Source organism: Mucilaginibacter ginkgonis (assembly GCF_009754905.2).
GTDB classification, from domain to species: domain Bacteria; phylum Bacteroidota; class Bacteroidia; order Sphingobacteriales; family Sphingobacteriaceae; genus Mucilaginibacter; species Mucilaginibacter ginkgonis.
Map to the genome: position 1 here is coordinate 3,340,243 of NZ_CP066775.1, position 18,098 is coordinate 3,358,340.

Consider the following 18,098-nt stretch of genomic DNA (forward strand, 5'->3'; position numbering starts at 1 on the left):
CTCAACATAAACAAGTATTGTACCGTTTATGTATTTAGAGTTGATGACTAAAGGACAGCAGGTTATACGAGATTGGTTCAAAGCCAAAAAGTGGAAGCAATTTCCGTTTCAGTTAGAAATGGAAGAGGCGTACCTGAATGGCTATTCTGGCCTGCTGAACGCACCTACAGGAAGCGGTAAAACATTCGGGTTATTTCTGCCATTTCTGGAAGGTTATATCAACAAGTATCCCGACGCCTATCAAAAGCGCACCAACAATGGTTTACGTATGCTCTGGATAACGCCATTGCGCGCTTTGACAAACGACATCCGCAAGGCCATGCAGGAAGTTTGCGATGAACTGGATATTCCGTGGGTGATAGGCACCCGAACAGGTGACACACCATTGGCTGAAAAGCAAGCGCTAAAACGTAAACTGCCGGAAGTGCTGTTAACCACCCCCGAGAGCCTGCACCTGATGCTGGCGCAAAAAGATTACCCAAAGATCTTTCAAAACCTGGAGGTTGTAGTTATAGACGAATGGCACGAGTTGTTAGGAACAAAACGCGGCGTGCAGGTAGAGCTTGGCTTGAGTAAAATAAGGAAACTGGCAGGGTTAATAAGAGATCTGACCTCTCCCTCTGCTCTCTCTAAAGGAGAAGGTGCTGAGGTAAGCATCAGCAATAACCCATTTTTCGCGAACAATCCACAGCTCACCACTCACAATTCCCAGCTCAAGATCTGGGGTATCTCTGCTACCATTGGTAACCTGGAGCAAGCTGCCGAAGTGCTATTAGGTAATAGCTTTCCGCCTGAGCAGATACGGATGGTCAGGGCTAATATTGAGAAGAATATCGTCATCAAATCTGTAATTCCGCAGAATATAGAAAGCTATTCGTGGACGGGGCACATTGGTTTAGCGTTATTGCCCGAGGTGATGGACATTGTTGCTAAAAGCAATACCACGTTGATCTTTACCAATACCCGCAGCCAGTCGGAGATTTGGTACCATGCCATATTAGATAACTATCCTGAATATGCAGGCATCATGGCCATGCACCACGGCTCGCTGGACAACGAGCTGCGTAATTGGGTAGAGCAGGCCTTACACGCGCAAGCATTGAAATTGGTGGTGTGCACATCAAGCCTGGATTTGGGTGTCGATTTCAGACCGGTTGATACTGTCATACAGGTGGGCAGTCCAAAAGGCGTTGCCAGGTTTATGCAGCGTGCCGGCCGCAGCGGGCACCACCCGGGAGCGACCTCGCGGGTATGGTTTATTCCGACTCACTCACTAGAATTATTAGAAGGCGCGGCGCTGAAACAGGCCATGATTAACGGCAATTTCGAAAGCCGCGACCCAATATTGCTGGCAATGGACGTACTGATCCAGTATATGGTGACGCTGGCCGTGTCTGATGGTTTCCGCGCTAATGAACTGTTCGAGGAAATAAAAAGTACTTACGCCTTCGCCGACCTGCGCCGCGAAGAATTCGGCCAACTGCTGGACTTCATTACTACCGGCGGCAGCACATTATCGCAGTATGACGAGTTCTTAAAGGTAGAAGTAGAGAATGGCGTTTATAAAGTAAACAACCGCCGGGTGGCTATGCGGCACCGCTTAAGCATCGGTACTATCACCAGCGAGGTAAGTTTACGGGTAAAACTGCTGCATGGCGGTTCACTGGGTAACATTGAAGAATACTTCATTTCTAAACTTAAACCGGGCGACACGTTCTGGTTTGCCGGCCGCAGTCTGGAGTTTGTGAACGTAAAGGAGATGACTGCGAACGTCAAAAAGTCTAATGCTAAAAAGGGATTGATACCAAGTTGGTTGGGCGGGCGGATGCCTTTATCATCACAACTGGCGGCGGTATTTCGTGATAAGCTGGACGAGGTTGCACGTGGCATTGAGAAAGACGAAGAAGTTATCGCGCTTAAACCACTTTTCGATCTGCAGTCGCAACTGTCGGTGTTGCCGCAAAGCCATCAGTTTTTGATCGAGTCGTTCAAGTCGCGCGAAGGGCACCATTTGTTATTCTATCCTTTTGAAGGCAGGCTGGTACATGAGGGTATGGCGTCACTTTTTGCCTACCGTATTTCGAAAATAAAGCCGGCGACTTTCTCCATCGCCATGAATGATTATGGCTTTGAGTTGCTGACCGATGACGACGTTTGGCTTCAGGAAGCCTTGGAGCAGGACCTGTTTACTATCCATAACCTGTTAGAAGATATACAGCACAGCCTGAACGCCAATGAAATGGCGCGCCGCCGTTTCAGGGATATTGCACACATTGGTGGGCTGGTGTTTACGGGCTACCCGGGACAGCCGGTTAAAAACAGGCATTTGCAGGCCTCAACTTCATTGTTGTTTGATGTTTTTAGTGAATATGAGCCAAACAACCTATTGGTGCGTCAGGCGTACAACGAGGCCCTGGCATTCCAGTTAGAAGAGTTCCGGTTGCGCATCGCCTTGCAGCGTATCAGTAAGCAAGACGTGGTTGTTAAAGAAATTGAACGGCCAACGCCGTTTGCCTTCCCGATAATGGTTGACAGCCTGCGCGAGAAACTTACCACCGAAAGCCTGGAAGACCGGGTAACTAAAATGGCCCGCGATTATGACGTGGAAGTAACCCCGCGCAAAAAGAACAAAGCCGAAGAGGAGCGCCCCGAAGAGCCGAAACGCCATGGCTTTACTGCGCCACGGGGTTACACGCTGAGGACCAGGAGTATTAAAAAGAAAGGATAAACCCAAGGTCACGCGTAGGGTGGCAATTCCCGACTTAAACTCTTTGGCTATGATGAGATTGCTTCTCCCGTCCCGGTCTCGCAATGACGCCTATATAAATGTTATCTGGCTTGGCTTACCGTAACCACGTTAGCATAGCGGTTGCCCAGCGACTGCCTGAAATACATGTCCCAGCTTTTTTGCTGCACGTGGTTGGTCATGTGCTCGGTATCGTCGTCGTAATCGTCGTTAAGCTGTTTGTATTTGTTTTTGATGCGGTTTAGCACCAGGGAAACCTGTTTGTCATAGTCATTACCAAAGCGCATTTTGTTTCCGGCATCCATCATTTCCTGCTGCATCATGTAAGCGAAAATGTAATGGCCCTGCTCATGTTTCAGCACTTCGGCAAGCATCTCGGGGTTATTCACTCTGCTGCGGTCTATCCAGCTGCGGTTTTTATTTACCTGCACGTTTACGTTGATCTTAAGCTTGTAGTAACCATCCATCCAAACGGGTTGGTAGGTATAATCTATAGAACAATTGGTGTAAGCGATATAGCCCCCGGGCATAGGCGTGCCCTTAAAATCAAAAGAGGAAAGTTGGCGGTAGGCTTGCGCGTTTACGGAGCGCAAGCCGGCAAAAAACACAACAGCGATCACACAGATCACCCTCACAAATCTCAACGTCATTGTTTAATCAATAGTAAAAATTAAATTAATCAGGTAGCGTAGCCTTGTTATGACTCCGTTTGATGAAGAACGTTTAAAAGCGATAAATCTTTTATTACACCTTTTTATTTTGCCGCACTAAGATTATATTGATTATAAAGGCTAGTGAAGTAACGCAGCTAATTATAAAGAGTAAAAATATGCCAATGTCAGCATGCCCCATATCTAAGTAGATTTTTTTATCTCTTAGATACTCCGTCAGCCAGAACATAAGATAGACATAAATACCAATGGCAATTAAGTAAAGAGGTAGAATTAAGTATGCCCAATAAGATTTTATGTTGATAGTTAACCGCCTTACAGCTATTGATAAAAGCACTATGCCAACATACATCACCAGCAATACAAGCGACCCTTTCATTCAGCTCTAATAATATGCAACAACAGCTACTTCTTCTCCTGCGTCTGATGCAGCATATTCAAACTCATCATCTCCTTCATGGTACGCTCCATGTTTTCGGCACTGCCATCCAGGAAGATCACGTTGCCCTGCGAGTTTTCCGCGAAGTGCTTGATCGACTCGGTCCACATGGTAAACAGGATCACAGAAGTATCCATATTGGCTTGCGACATTTCTTTGGCGGCAACGGTCATACCCTTAGCCACTTCCTCGCGGAACAAGGCCACTCCCTGCCCACGCAGTTGCGATGCCTGGCGCTCGGCCTCGGCGGCTATCTTTATAGCATTACCCTCCGCTTCTGCAGCTTTGGTTTTGGTGATTAGCAACGCCTGGCCCTCATTTTCGGCAGCGGCTTTCAGGTTGTTTGAAGCCACCACTTGGCTCATAGATTTCATGATCACCTCGTCGAAGGTAATGTCATTCAACTGCAGGTCTTGCAGGTGGTAACCCCAGCCTTCCAGTATCTGGTCTATCTGTTCCTTTACATGCTCAACGATGTCTTTGCGGAGGATCAGTACATCTGCTTGTTTTTTAGTTGCCACAAAAGCACGGATAGAACCCTCGATGGTGCGTATCAGGGCCTGCATGAGGTTACGATCGTCTAAAAATTTGAAAGCCACATTCTTAATGGTTTCTTCCTGCTGATCAAGGACTGAGTACAACAGCATGGCTTTAAAATATACATTGGCCTGGTCTATAGTGACGGCCTGGAATTCCAGCTCCACGGAACGGTTCTGTATAGAAATGCGGGTATACAATTGCTCTACAAACGGAACCTTAAAGTTTAAGCCGGGCAGCATTATGCGGCGGTATTTGCCAAACACGGTTATTACGCCGATGGTGCCTTGCTGAATGGTTACCGCGCAAGAGTATAAAGTGACAATAATAATCACCAGTAATAAGTAAAACAAAATTGCAGAAGTTGTCATTATATGCTATTGAATTTTATATCTATAATTTCAGTTAAGTTAATCATTTTCAAACAAATCACTATGAACTTAAAACGTACATTCGGCGCCATCCTTACCATTTTAGGTATTATTGGCTTGATCTACACCGGTGTGGAGATCATTCAGCACAGCGGCCAATACACCACACTTATTGTAGTAGGTATCATCTCAATAATCTTCTTCTTCTCCGGTATGGGCTTGGTGCGCAATACTACGGATAACGCCAAATAATTCCATAAAAAAACCCTCTCGGCAGAGAGGGTTAATGGTATATATCAGATTTATAATTAGGTCTGGATAATGTATGCAATTACTGCACGTCGCTTGATTTTTCGAGCTGGTCTTTAAAGGTATCTAACAAGCGGCCGCCTTTATAAAAATAACGGCTGTAATATGGGTCTTGCAGGTTGCTAATGGCCACACCTTTCATAGATGCATGTGCAAAACGGCCATCGCCTAAATAAATACCAACGTGTGATATGCTGCGGCTGTGTATTTTAAAGAAAACCAGGTCGCCTTCTTTCAGCTCATCTTTACCAACAGGGTTAACCATGCTAAAAATGTCGCGTGAACTGCGTTTGATGGTTAAGTTAAAAACGTTGGTATAAAGTTCTTTGGTAAAGGCAGAGCAATCAATACCTCTTTTGGTCTGCCCGCCGAAACGGTAAGGGGTACCTATCCAGTCGTATACAAATTGAAACAGCTTAACGTTTGATGTTGCGGAAAGGGCAACTCCCATTACTTGTGAAAAATAGTCTTTAGCAAGGCTTTGTTCTTCTTCGGCAGGTTTCTCAACTGGAACGCTTTTTGTTTGGGCTTGAGCGCTTAAAACGCTTGTAAACAGAGCAATAGCAAGGACAATTTTCTTCATTTAATCAGTAGTTTGTTGGGTCAGTAACAACAATTCGTTTATTAAACTGGACACTGGTGTCTATTGTTGAGTACAAAGTTATAGTTTTCCCCTAACAATGCAAATCAGAAAGAAAATAAATTTTAGGTTAATTATCCACAGCTTTTAGTTAAATAGCCGGCAGGCGATTGTCACCTGTGTATATATTTAATAACAAACTTAATGCAGTTTCGATTATTCGGCGGATATATTTAGATTTGCCTTCCTTTATAAAGAATAACACAATTGTTTAGCAAATGAGCTCGATCGAGATAAATAAAGACACCTATCTTAAATGGTATGAGTCTATGCTGCTGATGCGCAAATTTGAAGAAAAAGCGGGTCAGTTATACGGACAGCAAAAAATCAGGGGCTTTTGCCACTTATATATAGGTCAGGAAGCTGTTATGGCCGGTACTATGTCTGTGTTGAAACATGAAGACAGCCTGATCACTGCTTATCGCGACCATGCTCATGCTTTGGCAAAAGGAACTCATCCTAATGCTGTAATGGCCGAATTATATGGCAAAGCAACCGGTTGCTCTAAAGGTAAAGGAGGATCGATGCACATGTTCGACAAAGAGAACAAGTTCTTTGGCGGTCATGGCATTGTGGGCGGCCAAATCCCGCTGGGTGCAGGTATAGCCTTTGCCGAGAAATATGCCGGTACAGATAACGTTTGTGTTGCTTACATGGGTGATGGTGCCGTACGCCAGGGTGCCTTGAACGAGACTTTTAACATGGCTGCTTTATGGAAACTGCCGGTGATCTTTGTTTGCGAGAACAACGGATACGCCATGGGTACTTCTGTTGAGCGTACATCTATAGAAACTGATATTTACAAATTGGGTATACCTTATGGCATCCCGTCATCTCCGGTTGATGGTATGGACCCGGTTGCAGTCCACAATGCCATGAATGAGGCAGTTGATCGTGCACGCGCAGGCGAAGGCCCAACTTTCCTTGAGATACGTACCTATCGTTACAAAGGTCACTCCATGTCTGACCCGCAAAAGTATCGTACTAAAGAAGAGGTAGAAAGCTATAAAGCTAAAGACCCTATAGAGATAGTTAAACAAACCATTGAAAAGGAGGGTTATGCCGACGAGAAATGGTTTGAAGAGATAGACGCTAAAGTAAAGGCACAGGTAGACGAGTCAGTCAAGTTTTCTGAAGAGTCGCCATGGCCAGATCCTTCTGAGTTGTACACAGATGTGTATGTGCAGAAAGATTACCCTTATATAATGGACTAATAACACCCTACAAATATTTATCTGTAAGAAATGGCCGAAGTAGTAAAGATGCCCAAAATGAGCGACACCATGACCGAAGGTGTTATTGCTAAGTGGCATAAAAAAGTTGGCGATAAAATAAAATCAGGAGACCTGTTGGCCGAAATCGAAACCGATAAGGCAACAATGGACTTCGAGTCGTACCAGGATGGTACTTTGTTATATATTGGCGTAGAAGAAGGTGCTGCTGCCGAGGTTGACAAGGTAATTGCCGTTCTTGGTAAAGAGGGCGAAGATTACAAAGCTGCCCTTGAGGGCGAAGGCGCTGCTAAGTCTGCCGATACTGCAGCAGCTCCCGCGCCGCAACCATCGGCAGATGCAAACTCATCTGCACCCGCAGAACAACAGCCTGCAGAAGCTGCAAAGCCTGCGGTCGATCTTTCAAGCATTCCGGCAACGGTGATCCGCATGCCGGCCCTTAGCGACACCATGACTGAAGGCGTTATTGAAAAGTGGAACTTTAAGGTTGGTGATAAAATCAAGTCTGACGATTCTTTAGCTGATGTAGCTACCGATAAAGCCACCATGGAAGTGGTTGGCTATGAAGAAGGTACCTTATTATATCTGAGTGTAAAGGAAGGCGAAGGTGTTCCTGTAAATGGTATCATTGCTATAGTAGGTAAAGAAGGTACCGATATTACTCCTTTGCTTCAAAGCGGCGGTGAGACCGCTGCGGTCCCTGCGGAAGCACCCATAGAAGAAGATAAAGCACCTGCTGCTCAAAACAATGCTGCGCCGGCTGCAACACCTGCAAAAGAAACATCTAATGCCGATGATAGCCGTGTTAAAGCCTCTCCGCTTGCGCGTAAGATCGCAAAGGATAAAGGCATTAACTTAAATGATGTTAAAGGCAGCGCAGAGAATGGCCGAATTGTAAAAAAAGATGTAGAAGAGTTCACACCATCTACCGAAACCATAAATAAACAGCACGCAGAAGAAGCACAGAAACAAGAAGCTGCCCCTGCGAAAGAAGCTAAAGCGCCGATAAGTTTACCAACCGTTTTAGGCGAAGAGAAATTTACCGAGAAGCCGGTTACGCAAATGCGTAAAACCATTGGTAAGCGTTTATCAGAAAGCTTGTTTACGGCTCCGCACTTCTATGTGACTATGTCTATCGATATGGACGCGGCTATTGCGGCACGTGGCAAAATAAACGAGGTTGCTCCTGTTAAAATATCATTTAACGATTTTGTAGTTAAGGCTTGCGCGGTTGCATTGAAACAACATCCGGCAATTAACTCATCCTGGTTAGGAGATAAGATCCGTTTTAATGAGCATGTAAACATTGGCGTTGCCGTAGCTGTGGACGAAGGCCTATTGGTACCTGTTATCAAATTTGCGGATGGTAAAACTTTGAGCCACCTTTCTGTTGAGGTAAAAGAGTTTGCGCAGAAGGCTAAAGGCAAAAAACTGCAGCCTGCCGAGATGGAAGGCTCAACCTTTACCATATCAAACTTGGGTATGTTCGGTGTTGACGAATTTACTGCCATCATTAACACGCCTAACGCTTGTATCCTGGCGGTAAGCGGTATACAGCAGATACCGGTTGTTAAGAATGGCGCGGTTGTTCCGGGTAATGTCATGAAAGTAACGCTAAGTTCGGACCACCGCGTGGTTGACGGCGCTACTGCTGCACAATTCCTGCAAACCCTTAAAAATCTGTTAGAAGAGCCGGTAAGGTTGCTTATATAAGCTGAACCGCTTAAAATATCAGAGCCCCGTCCAAATAGACGGGGCTTTTTTATTGCCGGATATTTCTTGATTGAGGCATCGCATACGCAATCCATTGGCAAAAGTTACAGCCGATTTTCATAAACCACCGAAAAAAATTATTTTACGCTGTAAATGAGTTGGTTTGGCAAAAGATCGAAACCTACCGAGGTAAGTGACGAAGTGTTGCTGGAGCATTTCCGGCAAAGCGGCGACCTTATTTACCTGGGTGATCTTTTTGAAAAATACATGCCGCTTGTATTTGGTGTGTGCCTTAAATACCTGGGCGACGAAGAGGTGAGTAAAGACGCGGTAATGCAGATCTTTGAAGGACTTACCATTAAGGTAAATAAGTTCGAGATCAAAAATTTTAAGAGCTGGCTTTACGTATTTACCCGTAACCATTGCCTAATGCAGATAAGGGCGGGTTACAGGTTTAAGTTCGAAAATTTGGACGACGTTATGGAATCTGCCTTTGAAAAGCATCTTGAAGATGGCGATAAGGAAGGTTACTTTATGAGTTTAGACAAGTGCATGGCCAAGCTAAATGAGCAGCAGCAGCAATGTGTAAGCTTGTTTTATTTAAAAGAGAAAACCTATAAACAGGTTGCAGAAAATACGGGCTTTAGCATGAATGAGGTTAAAAGCTTTATTCAAAATGGTAAGCGCAACCTAAAAATTTGCATGGAGAACAACGGTGGTTAACGGCAGTAACGACATATTAACTATAGAGCAGTACCTGCGTGGCGAACTGGACGCGCATGCCATGCACCTATTTGAGCGTGCTACGCTGAATGACCCCTTTTTGGCGGATGCTGTTGAAGGCTACTCAGCGTGCGAGAGCCAATTAGAGAACCTTGATGTACTTAAGCAAAGGTTGAAGATCAGGATAGGGTTTGATGAAGAAGAAAAGCGGCCATTTAATTTGCGCCTGCTTATCATCGCTACTATAGCGGTAATAGGTTTTGCCTTAGTAGCTGCATGGTGGATACTGGTCGGCGTTCCGCAACACAAAAAAGCAGAAATTCCGCCTGTGATACAAGGTCCCGCTGTTATGAGCGTTGTGCCGGTCGATACGATTAAAAAAGATACGGTCAGAAAGGTTGATGTCAGCCTGCATACGCTCGATTCACTCAGGCGTGACTCTGCCGAAAAAAAAAAGGATACGTTAAATAAACAATCACAACCTGCCCGCAAAGCAGACCCGACCGCCGGCAGCGTACATCCATCCACGGTCATCGCCGATTTAAACAGGATGCCTTATGCTTTGCGAAAAAGGATGTCGGCCGGGCAGGCAACTCAACCCAGCACGCAGTCCTTATCTGCAGAAAAGCCATCGACAGACAAAATAGCTGTAACCAGGTCACTCACACTAAAGCCTGCTACAATAACAACTGCGGCGCTTGTCAATACACCGGCCACGAAAGTTGCAAATAAGCAGGCAGCTAATACAGCAAAAAATATCCCGGGCACAGCACTCAATAGCGCTGCTACGAAACCAATTACGGTGTCGCCTCCTGTGCTAAAGGAGCAGAAACCTGTAGTGATCGAGTCGAAAAAAAAGCCTACTGCCATGCAGCAGCTGATACAAAAACATAACGAAACAACAGTGATCATTCCGCCGGCGAGCGATGTGGTGGTGTCTACGGTCAGCGTGCAAAAATCAGCCCCACCAGCGCAGGTCATTACGAAAGTTCCTGCGGGTATTGCCAAGCCGGACTCAGCACTGGTCGCGCAAAAGAATTTAAACTCCAGGAAAGCCGCAACGGGTGGCCCGGTTCAACCAAAAGTTGTCAACGGATCAGCAGGTGCTAACATGCGTGGCCGCGATATTTCGTCATTAAACAGCGAACCAACGCCTGTTAAAGACCGCTTTGATGATATCCCTTTTACAACCTCGTCAACGTTAAAGGATAAGATGAACCCTGCAGACAGTGCCATACTTGAGGCTAACAGAAAAGCCGCTGCCGCACGGAAGGCAAAACGTACAGGCCCACCTATTTTACTTCAAGGCAGAGTGGTGTCTATACTAACGGGACAACCTGTTGCCAAGGTGGTAATGTGGAACAAAACCGAAGACATTCAGCACCGTTTAGAGGCCGATGGCGAATTCGACATCGTAGCGCATAAAGATGATGAACTATACGTTGGCCGCAGTGGTTATAAAACACAAAAAGTGCGCGTTAAAAGCCGTAAACGTTTCGATATCATTTTAGAAGAAAAAAACTCTTCTTTATACGATGGTTATATACATGGCTTAAATTTCACACCATTTGATGACAGTGCTCATCCGGCTATAGGTTGGGATAAATTGTCAAACTATCAAAAGATCAAATCGGCCGACGGCAAGACAGGTACCGTTAAAGTGAAGTTTACCGTCAATCGTGATAATTCTTTGTCTGACATCAAGGTAGAAGATAGTGTTAGCGCGCTGGCCGATACGCAAGCCGTCCATGTAATACGCGACCAGCTGAAGTGGGTACACAACACTAATAATCAGCCCGAAACGATAACAGTAAAGTTCAAGGTAACGCCTTAGTTGTTATACTGTCACCGTTGTTGTATAATTACCTGACCAAATAAACACCCGAATGCGCAAGTTATTCATTCTCCTTATGCTGGCAATCGTCGTTGCCTCGTGCAAGCATCCCGCTAAGATCAACCTGTCATCTAACAATAAAGAGCTGGCAAAGCTATTTGATGAGTATTATGAAGACCGGTTAAAGTTATATCCTTTAGAAGCTACTGCCGCCGGAGATAACCGCTATAACGATCAATTGCCCAATGACGGATCCGCTGCGTTTATCCAAAAAGCCAAAAGATTTTATAGCAACTACCTGGAAAGGATAAAACTTTATAAACGCGACGATCTGAATGACGGTGATAAACTGTCGTATGATATTTTTCTGTACCAGATGAATATTAACCTTGATGGTTTTAAGCACCATTTTGAATATATGCCTTTTAACCAGTTCTATGCACTGCCAATAACCATCGGACAGTTTGGTTCAGGCACAGGTGCGCAGCCATTCAAGACCGTTAAGGATTATGATAACTGGCTTAAGCGTTTAGCCGCATTTAAAAATTGGGCCGATACCGCGAAAGCTAATTTCGATAAAGGTGTTAAAGCCGGCGATGTGCTGCCTAAAAGCCTGGTAGTAAAAATGATCCCGCAGATGGAAGCGATGGTTGTTGCCGCGCCCGAGAAAAGTTTATTTTACGGGCCGATAGATTCACTCCCGAAGTCTTTTTCTGACGATGACAAAAAACGTTTGACCAGCGCCTATAAAAGCGCGATCACCAGCATCGTTATTCCCACATACAAAGGACTTGCGGCTTATCTAAAAAGCACTTACCTGCCACATGCAAGATCAACTTCTGGTTATGGGTCAATTGCCGATGGGCCGGCAATGTACCGATACCTGGTAAGGCAACAGACTACAACTGAGAAGACTCCGGATAGCATTTACCAATTAGGTTTGAGCGAGGTTGCGCGCATCCGCGGAAAGATGGACAGCATCAAAAACGCCGTTGGTTTTAAGGGCGACCTCAAGGCATTCTTCGAATACATGAAGACAGATAAGAAATTTATGCCTTACACTACGCCAGGCCAGGTATTAGCTGCTTTTGAAAATATCCACAAGCGCATGGAGCCTAATCTAAAGAAGATGTTCAACCATGTGCCAAAAACGCCTTTTGAGATCAGGCAGACAGAGGCATTCCGTGCCGCTTCCGCCAGTGCAGAGTATAACCAGGGGAGCGCGGATGGCAGCAGGCCGGGGATTTTCTATGTGCCGATTTTAGACGCGACAAAGTTCAATACTACATCGGGTATGGAGTCGCTGTTTTTGCATGAAGCCATTCCGGGCCATCACTATCAAATATCACTTACACAAGAAAATACATCGCTGCCTAAGTTCCGCCGTTTTGGGTTTGACAATGCCTATGTAGAAGGCTGGGCGTTGTATTGCGAGTCTTTAGGAAAAGAGCTGGGTTTGTACACAGATCCGTATCAGTACATGGGCGCGCTTGGCGACGAGATTCACCGCGCTATACGTTTAGTGGTAGACGTTGCTATCCATACCAAAGGCATGACCCGTGAGCAAGCCATTAAATATATGATGGATAATGAAGCCATAAGCGAACAAGGCGCTACTGCCGAAATAGAGCGCTACATGGTTATACCCGGCCAGGCACTAGGCTATAAGATCGGGGCATTAAAGATCCGCGAGCTGCGCAACAGGGCAGAAACCCAACTGGGCAAAAAGTTTAACCTTGCAGAGTTTCATAACCAGATATTAAAAGACGGGTCTATGCCTTTAGCAGTACTGGACGCCAAGATGAACGACTGGATCAAAACGCAGAAGTAAGTTGCTTTAAGTGTAACAAATGTGCCACTCGATAGCGGGCTGCATTTGTTATTAAATGTTAAAACTGCGTTTTATTCATGCGTAGTTCACTTAACATTCATATTTTTGCAAATCAATGGTTTTTGCCATCATAAGGCCGGCCATACTTACGTAATGAATAGATTTTTACTTGTTTTCATATTCCTTGCCTCGGCAGCCATTTTTCAGAGTTGCACCAAAACAACTGTTACGGCAACAGTTGGTAATCCAAACATAAAGCTTCAGGCAGTAATTGATGGTGTAACTTGGGCACCAACGGATACTATTAGCACTACTGTCGCCTTTAGCGCCGCGGCAAAAACCAAAGTGTTCAACTGCGTTGCCACAGTTGCTCAAAAGCGCGTGAACCTGGCTGTACGCATCAACAATAATTCTAACACACCGGGTTTTAATATTGGCACTTATACGGTTGATAACACATCTAACGTAGTAACACAATTATTTTTGCAGCAAAAGGATGCAAGCGGCAACTACGCTTTTATACAACGCGGTAACGTAAGCCCCGGCGACGGTACCATAGTAGTTACTGCTGTTGACTCTGTAGCGAAAGTAATTACCGGCACCTTTAATTTTGTGACCAGGAAGGTTAACACAGATGCCAGCGGCAATATTACTTCGGTAGATGTATCTAACGTGGCCAGCGGTGTGTTTAACAAATTGCCTTATACCTACACCAGCAACTAATGCTATTCAATTCTCAACTCCGCTTACGCATGAAGTTTACCCATATATTATTCTCTATTGCTGTGTTAACAGGTGCTAATGCCATGGCGCAAACTACAACCCCGCCGCCCGCTAAAGCAAAAGAGGTAAAAGAATATGTACATAGTTATATAGGTTTGTTTGGCGGGCTGTCTTCGCCGCTTGGCGATTTTAAGTCGACTGATTACAACAATAATAAATCAGGTTATGCCAAAAGGGGAATCAACTTTGGTCTTGACGGAGCTGTGTATTTCTATAAAAATCTGGCCATTGGCGCCACCGTTTCTTATCAGGATCAGGGCCAGTTTAGCCAGGATGATGCTACCAACATTTCTACAGGTTATGCAGTATCCTACAAAGCTGACGGCGCTACAGGCAGTATAACAGGCCGCTACCAAAGCTATGCGTTTTTGATAGGTCCACAATATTCTATCCCGGTTTGGAAAGGTTTTGTTGTTGACTTACGCGCATTTGGCGGAGCGCTGACAACCACTACTACTCCAGAAATTACCATGCAGTTGAACGGTGCACCTGCACAGACAGCAGCTTTTTATCAAAGAAGCGCTAAAGGCAGTTCACTGGCTTACGGGGGCAGCGCAGCAATTCGTTATCGTGTTGACGATACCTTTAGCTTTGTGTTAAAAGGCAATTACCTGCAATCTGAAGGGCCGCATGTTAACAGCGATGCCATAAATAACCCCGCAGCAGCCCGGTACGTAACGCGACAGCCTTACAATGCATTCCAAACCACGTTAGGGATCGATTTCTCTTTCTAGCGCTTACTGCTTTCTTTTATCAAAGTAGCCAAAAACCTTTTGCAGCAGCGGCGTTGTTCGCGCCGACAGGTTCTGCCTGATGTTTAGTTCTTCCAACGCTATTTCGTAAAACAAGCCGTCGATACATCTTGCAGTTACGTAGTCATCAAGATCGGGGTTAATCTTGTTGAAGGTAAACGGTATACGGTTGTATTGGGTTGCTAATTGGCCGTAAATGTTTGCCGCGCCCGCGGTAGAAAGACTGGTATGGATTACAGGTTTAAATTTAGCTGTCAAAGCTATTGTAGTTGCCCGCCTGAAATACTGCGTAGCAGCGTCTTTGTTGCCGGTCAAAATATTTAAAGCATCCTGAATGGTCATTTGCTTAATGGCATCAATGAATATTGGCTTGGCTTGCGCGGCGGCACTTTCGGCAGCACGGTTTAAAGAGAGTATGGCATTATCGCATAACTTGCCAAAGCCAAGCCGGCGCAATGTGGCTTCTGCTTTTTGGGCTTCCGGCGGAAGCAGGATCTTTACCGCGGCATTCGCAAAAAAAACCGTCAACAGCGGATAGCTGATCAGAACTTTTAACGGTTCCCTGCTGTAGCGCCTGCTTTAAGCCTGCAACTATTTCTGTATTGCCGGGGATGGATAGCTGCGCGAATGTTTTGGTAAATGGTTTGCAGATGGCTAGTATCAGGTAAACTGCGAGACAACGCGTTGTATGCTTCATAGTAAACAAAACGCATTTACTATCCCTTGGTTTAACAGCCGCTTAAAATATTTGAATAAGCGCGTAAACCAACCCCGCTACCAAAGCCGAAATAGGAATGGTAATGATCCATGCCCATATGAGGTTGATGGTAACACCCCAGCGCACGGCAGAAGCTCTTTTGGTTAAGCCCACGCCAATGATTGAACCGGTGATGGTGTGTGTGGTTGATACCGGGATACCGAACCTCTCGGTTATAAAAAGTGTGATGGCGCCTGCGGTCTCGGCACTTACACCTTCCAGCGGAGTAACTTTTGTAATTTTGGTGCCCATTGTCTTTACGATCTTCCAACCGCCGGACATGGTGCCTAAGGCGATTGCTGAGTAGCAGGCAAGTGGTATCCACTCGGGCATAGCAGCGCCACTGCCAATTACTTTTTGAGACACCAGCGCCACGTAAATGATACCCATTACCTTTTGCGCGTCATTGGTGCCATGGGCAAAACTCAACGCACCTGAAGAAACCAGCTGCAATCTTTTAAACCAGCGTTCGGCTGTTACAGGCCTTGCATGTTTACAGATATGCAATATGATAATATTAATGACAACGCCTATCAGCAAGCCAATGATCGGTGCCAGGAATATAAAAGCGATGATCACCAAAATGGGCTTTAAATCGACCGCCGCAAGCGGGTTACCGTGCATATACAGCGCATGTGTCATACCTGCGCCGGCAAAGCCCCCTATTAGCGTATGTGATGAACTTGACGGTATACCAAACCACCACGTAATTAAATTCCAGGTAATAGCCGCGATAAGTCCGGCTAAAATTACATGCATGGTTATGTAATGTTCTACCACCGTTTTGGCTATCGTGTTAGCAACCTTATGGTCCTTTACTAAGAAGAAAGCCAGGAAATTAAACGCGGCTGCCCATAACACGGCCTGGAATGGCGTGAGCACCTTGGTAGATACGATAGTGGCAATAGAATTCGCCGCGTCATGAAAACCATTGATGAAATCAAATATGAGCGCCAGACAAATAACGGCAACAAGAAGCGTAGTAACCTGGGCCATCTTACGCGTTTTTAACCAAAATAGATTCCATCACGTTTGCCGCGTCCTCGCACATGTCTGTAGCAGTTTCCAATGCAGATAAGATCTCTTTATGCTTGATCACTTTAAGCGCGTCTTTCTCATACAGGAAAAGATCGGCAACAGCACGGTCAAAAATATAATCGGCCTGGTTTTCTACGCTATTGATGCGGATGCATGAATCAGCAATAGCCCTAACATTTTTAAGGTCTTTTAATTCGCGGATAGCTTTTTCCAAGTCATTAACCGCTTGCAAAACAAGGTCAGACAGCTTAAGCATTGGGTCTGATAATTCTTCTACCCGGTAAAGCAGCATACGGTTTGCAGATCCTTGTATATTGTCTGCCACATCATCAACCGCGGACGCAAGAGCGTGTATATCTTCGCGGTCAAAAGGAGTAATAAAGTTCTTTCCCAACTCCAGGTAGATCTGGTGGGTTATTTCATCACCTTTGTGTTCCAGTTTATCTATTTGCTTGAATAACTCCTCGCGCGTTGCCAGGTTATTGGAATTGACAGCTTCTACCAAAACGGTAGCCATTGTTACAACGTTATTTGCAGCCTGCTCAAATAATGGAAAGAATATTTTTTGATCTTTTGGTACAAAGTACTGGAATATGCTGTTCAAAGACATTGTAATTCAATTTGTTCAAAGGTACGCCAACAATGTTAATTTAATGTTAACTGTTAAGGCCGGGGATATTAGGAAATGGCAGTTGTGGTTTAATTTTTTCTAAAGTGAAACTAAAAGTAGAGCCAATTCCTTCAGTACTTCTAACACTTATAGTTTGCTCATGCGCCTCGATAATGTGTTTTACGATTGCCAAACCGAGACCGGAGCCGCCAATATCGCGTGAACGGCTCGCGTCAGTACGGTAAAATCTTTCGAACAAACGCGGCAGGTTTTTTTCCTCAATTCCATTACCATCGTCAGTTATCTCTACCAGCACCTGGTCATGTAGTTGAAACAGGCTAACAGCCGTAGTGCCGCCAGGTTTGCCGTACTTAAATGAGTTGTCAATAAGATTCACCAGCACCTGGTTGATCTTGGATTTATCCGCATTTACCCAGGTGGCATCGTCATATTTTTGCTTGAACACGAGCTTGATATCATGTTTCTGAGCCTTCAATTCCAAACTTTCAAAAACCTCTTTTATCAGGTCATTTATTTTAAACCGGGTAAAGTTGATAGGTATCTCTCCGGATTCGAGCTTAGATATTTCATCCAGTTCTTTGATTAGCTGAGATAACCGGTCGACATTCTTTGCTGCTTTTCGCAGAAACTGGCGCGTCATGTCCAGATCTTCCAAGTCGTCGTCTTCTATGGCTTCTATGTAACCCTGAATGGCAAAAAGCGGCGTCTTAAACTCGTGCGAGATGTTTGATAGAAACTCGCGGCGATATTTCTCCTGGCCACGCAAAACGTCTATCTCGCTTTTTTTTTGAACCGCCCACTCTTGAACTTCTTTTTCTACATCATTTATCGGGTCGGCACTGGTGCCTTCTCCTAGCGCGTCGCGCAGATCGCGGCCGAGTTTGAGGTTATGTATGAGCTTGTATATCAGCTTGATCTTTGAGTAAACGTATTTTTCAATTAAGTAATAAAATACAACGAAACTGCTGATAAACGTTACGCCAAAAGCGATAGATAAATCGTACCAGCTATGTTTGAAATAGTAATTAACGCACGACACCGTGATAGCCACAGCCAGCGCGTTAATGAATATGAGCACCCTGAATTTCATG

Annotated in this window: 17 protein-coding genes; 9 read left to right on the forward strand and 8 right to left on the reverse strand. The window is 45.1% G+C overall.

What is annotated here, in order from left to right; translation table 11 throughout:
• Positions 1 to 43: 43 nt before the first annotated feature.
• Positions 44 to 2,728, forward strand: a complete 2,685-nt coding sequence (locus GO620_RS15490) for a ligase-associated DNA damage response DEXH box helicase (RefSeq protein WP_157524666.1) — start codon at positions 44 to 46, stop codon at positions 2,726 to 2,728.
• A 101-nt stretch (positions 2,729 to 2,829) separates the two neighbouring features.
• On the opposite strand, the gene GO620_RS15495 is transcribed toward GO620_RS15490, so the two are convergent.
• Together GO620_RS15495 and GO620_RS15500 are read right to left on the reverse strand one after the other, a co-directional pair.
• A complete protein-coding gene (locus GO620_RS15495; protein WP_157524667.1) occupies positions 2,830 to 3,396 on the reverse strand; it encodes a DUF922 domain-containing protein in 567 nt (188 codons plus the stop codon).
• A gap of 426 nt (positions 3,397 to 3,822) precedes the next feature.
• Entirely contained in the window at positions 3,823 to 4,764 is a 942-nt protein-coding gene (locus tag GO620_RS15500; RefSeq protein ID WP_157524668.1) for an SPFH domain-containing protein, read from the reverse strand.
• 63 nt (positions 4,765 to 4,827) lie between these two features.
• Between GO620_RS15500 and GO620_RS15505 the strand changes: the two genes are divergently transcribed.
• Entirely contained in the window at positions 4,828 to 5,016 is a 189-nt protein-coding gene (locus GO620_RS15505; protein ID WP_157524669.1) for a hypothetical protein, read from the forward strand.
• A 79-nt stretch (positions 5,017 to 5,095) separates the two neighbouring features.
• Here the strand turns inward: GO620_RS15505 and GO620_RS15510 are convergent, their stop codons facing one another.
• Positions 5,096 to 5,656 carry a C40 family peptidase gene (locus tag GO620_RS15510; protein WP_157524670.1) on the reverse strand — a complete coding sequence of 187 codons (561 nt, stop codon included), beginning with the start codon at positions 5,654 to 5,656 and terminating at the stop codon, positions 5,096 to 5,098.
• 275 nt (positions 5,657 to 5,931) lie between these two features.
• Here GO620_RS15510 and pdhA point away from each other — a divergent pair, with 275 nt between their 5' ends.
• From pdhA to GO620_RS15545, 7 genes are all read left to right on the forward strand, one after another.
• Positions 5,932 to 6,927, forward strand: coding sequence for a pyruvate dehydrogenase (acetyl-transferring) E1 component subunit alpha (gene pdhA, locus GO620_RS15515; protein ID WP_157524671.1), 996 nt, complete (start codon positions 5,932 to 5,934; stop codon positions 6,925 to 6,927).
• Between the two features lie 30 nt (positions 6,928 to 6,957).
• Entirely contained in the window at positions 6,958 to 8,658 is a 1,701-nt protein-coding gene (locus tag GO620_RS15520; protein ID WP_157524672.1) for a pyruvate dehydrogenase complex dihydrolipoamide acetyltransferase, read from the forward strand.
• Between the two features lie 153 nt (positions 8,659 to 8,811).
• Entirely contained in the window at positions 8,812 to 9,381 is a 570-nt protein-coding gene (locus GO620_RS15525; protein ID WP_157524673.1) for an RNA polymerase sigma factor, read from the forward strand.
• Positions 9,374 to 11,215 (forward strand): energy transducer TonB family protein, encoded by a 1,842-nt coding sequence (locus tag GO620_RS15530; protein ID WP_157524674.1) that lies wholly within the window; start codon positions 9,374 to 9,376, stop codon positions 11,213 to 11,215. Before GO620_RS15525 ends, GO620_RS15530 begins: the two co-directional genes overlap by 8 nt.
• A gap of 52 nt (positions 11,216 to 11,267) precedes the next feature.
• Positions 11,268 to 13,046 carry a DUF885 domain-containing protein gene (locus tag GO620_RS15535; RefSeq protein ID WP_157524675.1) on the forward strand — a complete coding sequence of 593 codons (1,779 nt, stop codon included), beginning with the start codon at positions 11,268 to 11,270 and terminating at the stop codon, positions 13,044 to 13,046.
• Between the two features lie 153 nt (positions 13,047 to 13,199).
• Positions 13,200 to 13,769: a DUF6252 family protein gene (locus GO620_RS15540; RefSeq protein WP_157524676.1), complete on the forward strand. Its 570-nt coding sequence runs from the start codon at positions 13,200 to 13,202 to the stop codon at positions 13,767 to 13,769.
• A gap of 29 nt (positions 13,770 to 13,798) precedes the next feature.
• A complete protein-coding gene (locus GO620_RS15545; protein ID WP_157524677.1) occupies positions 13,799 to 14,563 on the forward strand; it encodes a hypothetical protein in 765 nt (254 codons plus the stop codon).
• 3 nt (positions 14,564 to 14,566) lie between these two features.
• Here the strand turns inward: GO620_RS15545 and GO620_RS15550 are convergent, their stop codons facing one another.
• Genes GO620_RS15550 through GO620_RS15565 form a run of 5 tightly spaced genes read right to left on the reverse strand, consistent with a single transcriptional unit; the run spans position 14,567 to position 18,097 of the window.
• Positions 14,567 to 15,109, reverse strand: coding sequence for a DUF4197 domain-containing protein (locus GO620_RS15550; RefSeq protein ID WP_244139422.1), 543 nt, complete (start codon positions 15,107 to 15,109; stop codon positions 14,567 to 14,569).
• A gap of 23 nt (positions 15,110 to 15,132) precedes the next feature.
• The gene (locus GO620_RS17245; RefSeq protein ID WP_244139423.1) at positions 15,133 to 15,294 is read right to left on the reverse strand and encodes a hypothetical protein; all 162 of its coding nucleotides are present in this window, start codon (positions 15,292 to 15,294) and stop codon (positions 15,133 to 15,135) included.
• A 26-nt stretch (positions 15,295 to 15,320) separates the two neighbouring features.
• The gene (locus GO620_RS15555; RefSeq protein ID WP_157524679.1) at positions 15,321 to 16,334 is read right to left on the reverse strand and encodes an inorganic phosphate transporter; all 1,014 of its coding nucleotides are present in this window, start codon (positions 16,332 to 16,334) and stop codon (positions 15,321 to 15,323) included.
• 1 nt (position 16,335) lies between these two features.
• Positions 16,336 to 16,986: a DUF47 domain-containing protein gene (locus GO620_RS15560; protein WP_157524680.1), complete on the reverse strand. Its 651-nt coding sequence runs from the start codon at positions 16,984 to 16,986 to the stop codon at positions 16,336 to 16,338.
• A gap of 46 nt (positions 16,987 to 17,032) precedes the next feature.
• A complete protein-coding gene (locus GO620_RS15565) occupies positions 17,033 to 18,097 on the reverse strand; it encodes a sensor histidine kinase (RefSeq protein WP_157524681.1) in 1,065 nt (354 codons plus the stop codon).
• Between the last annotated feature and the right edge of the window lies 1 nt (position 18,098).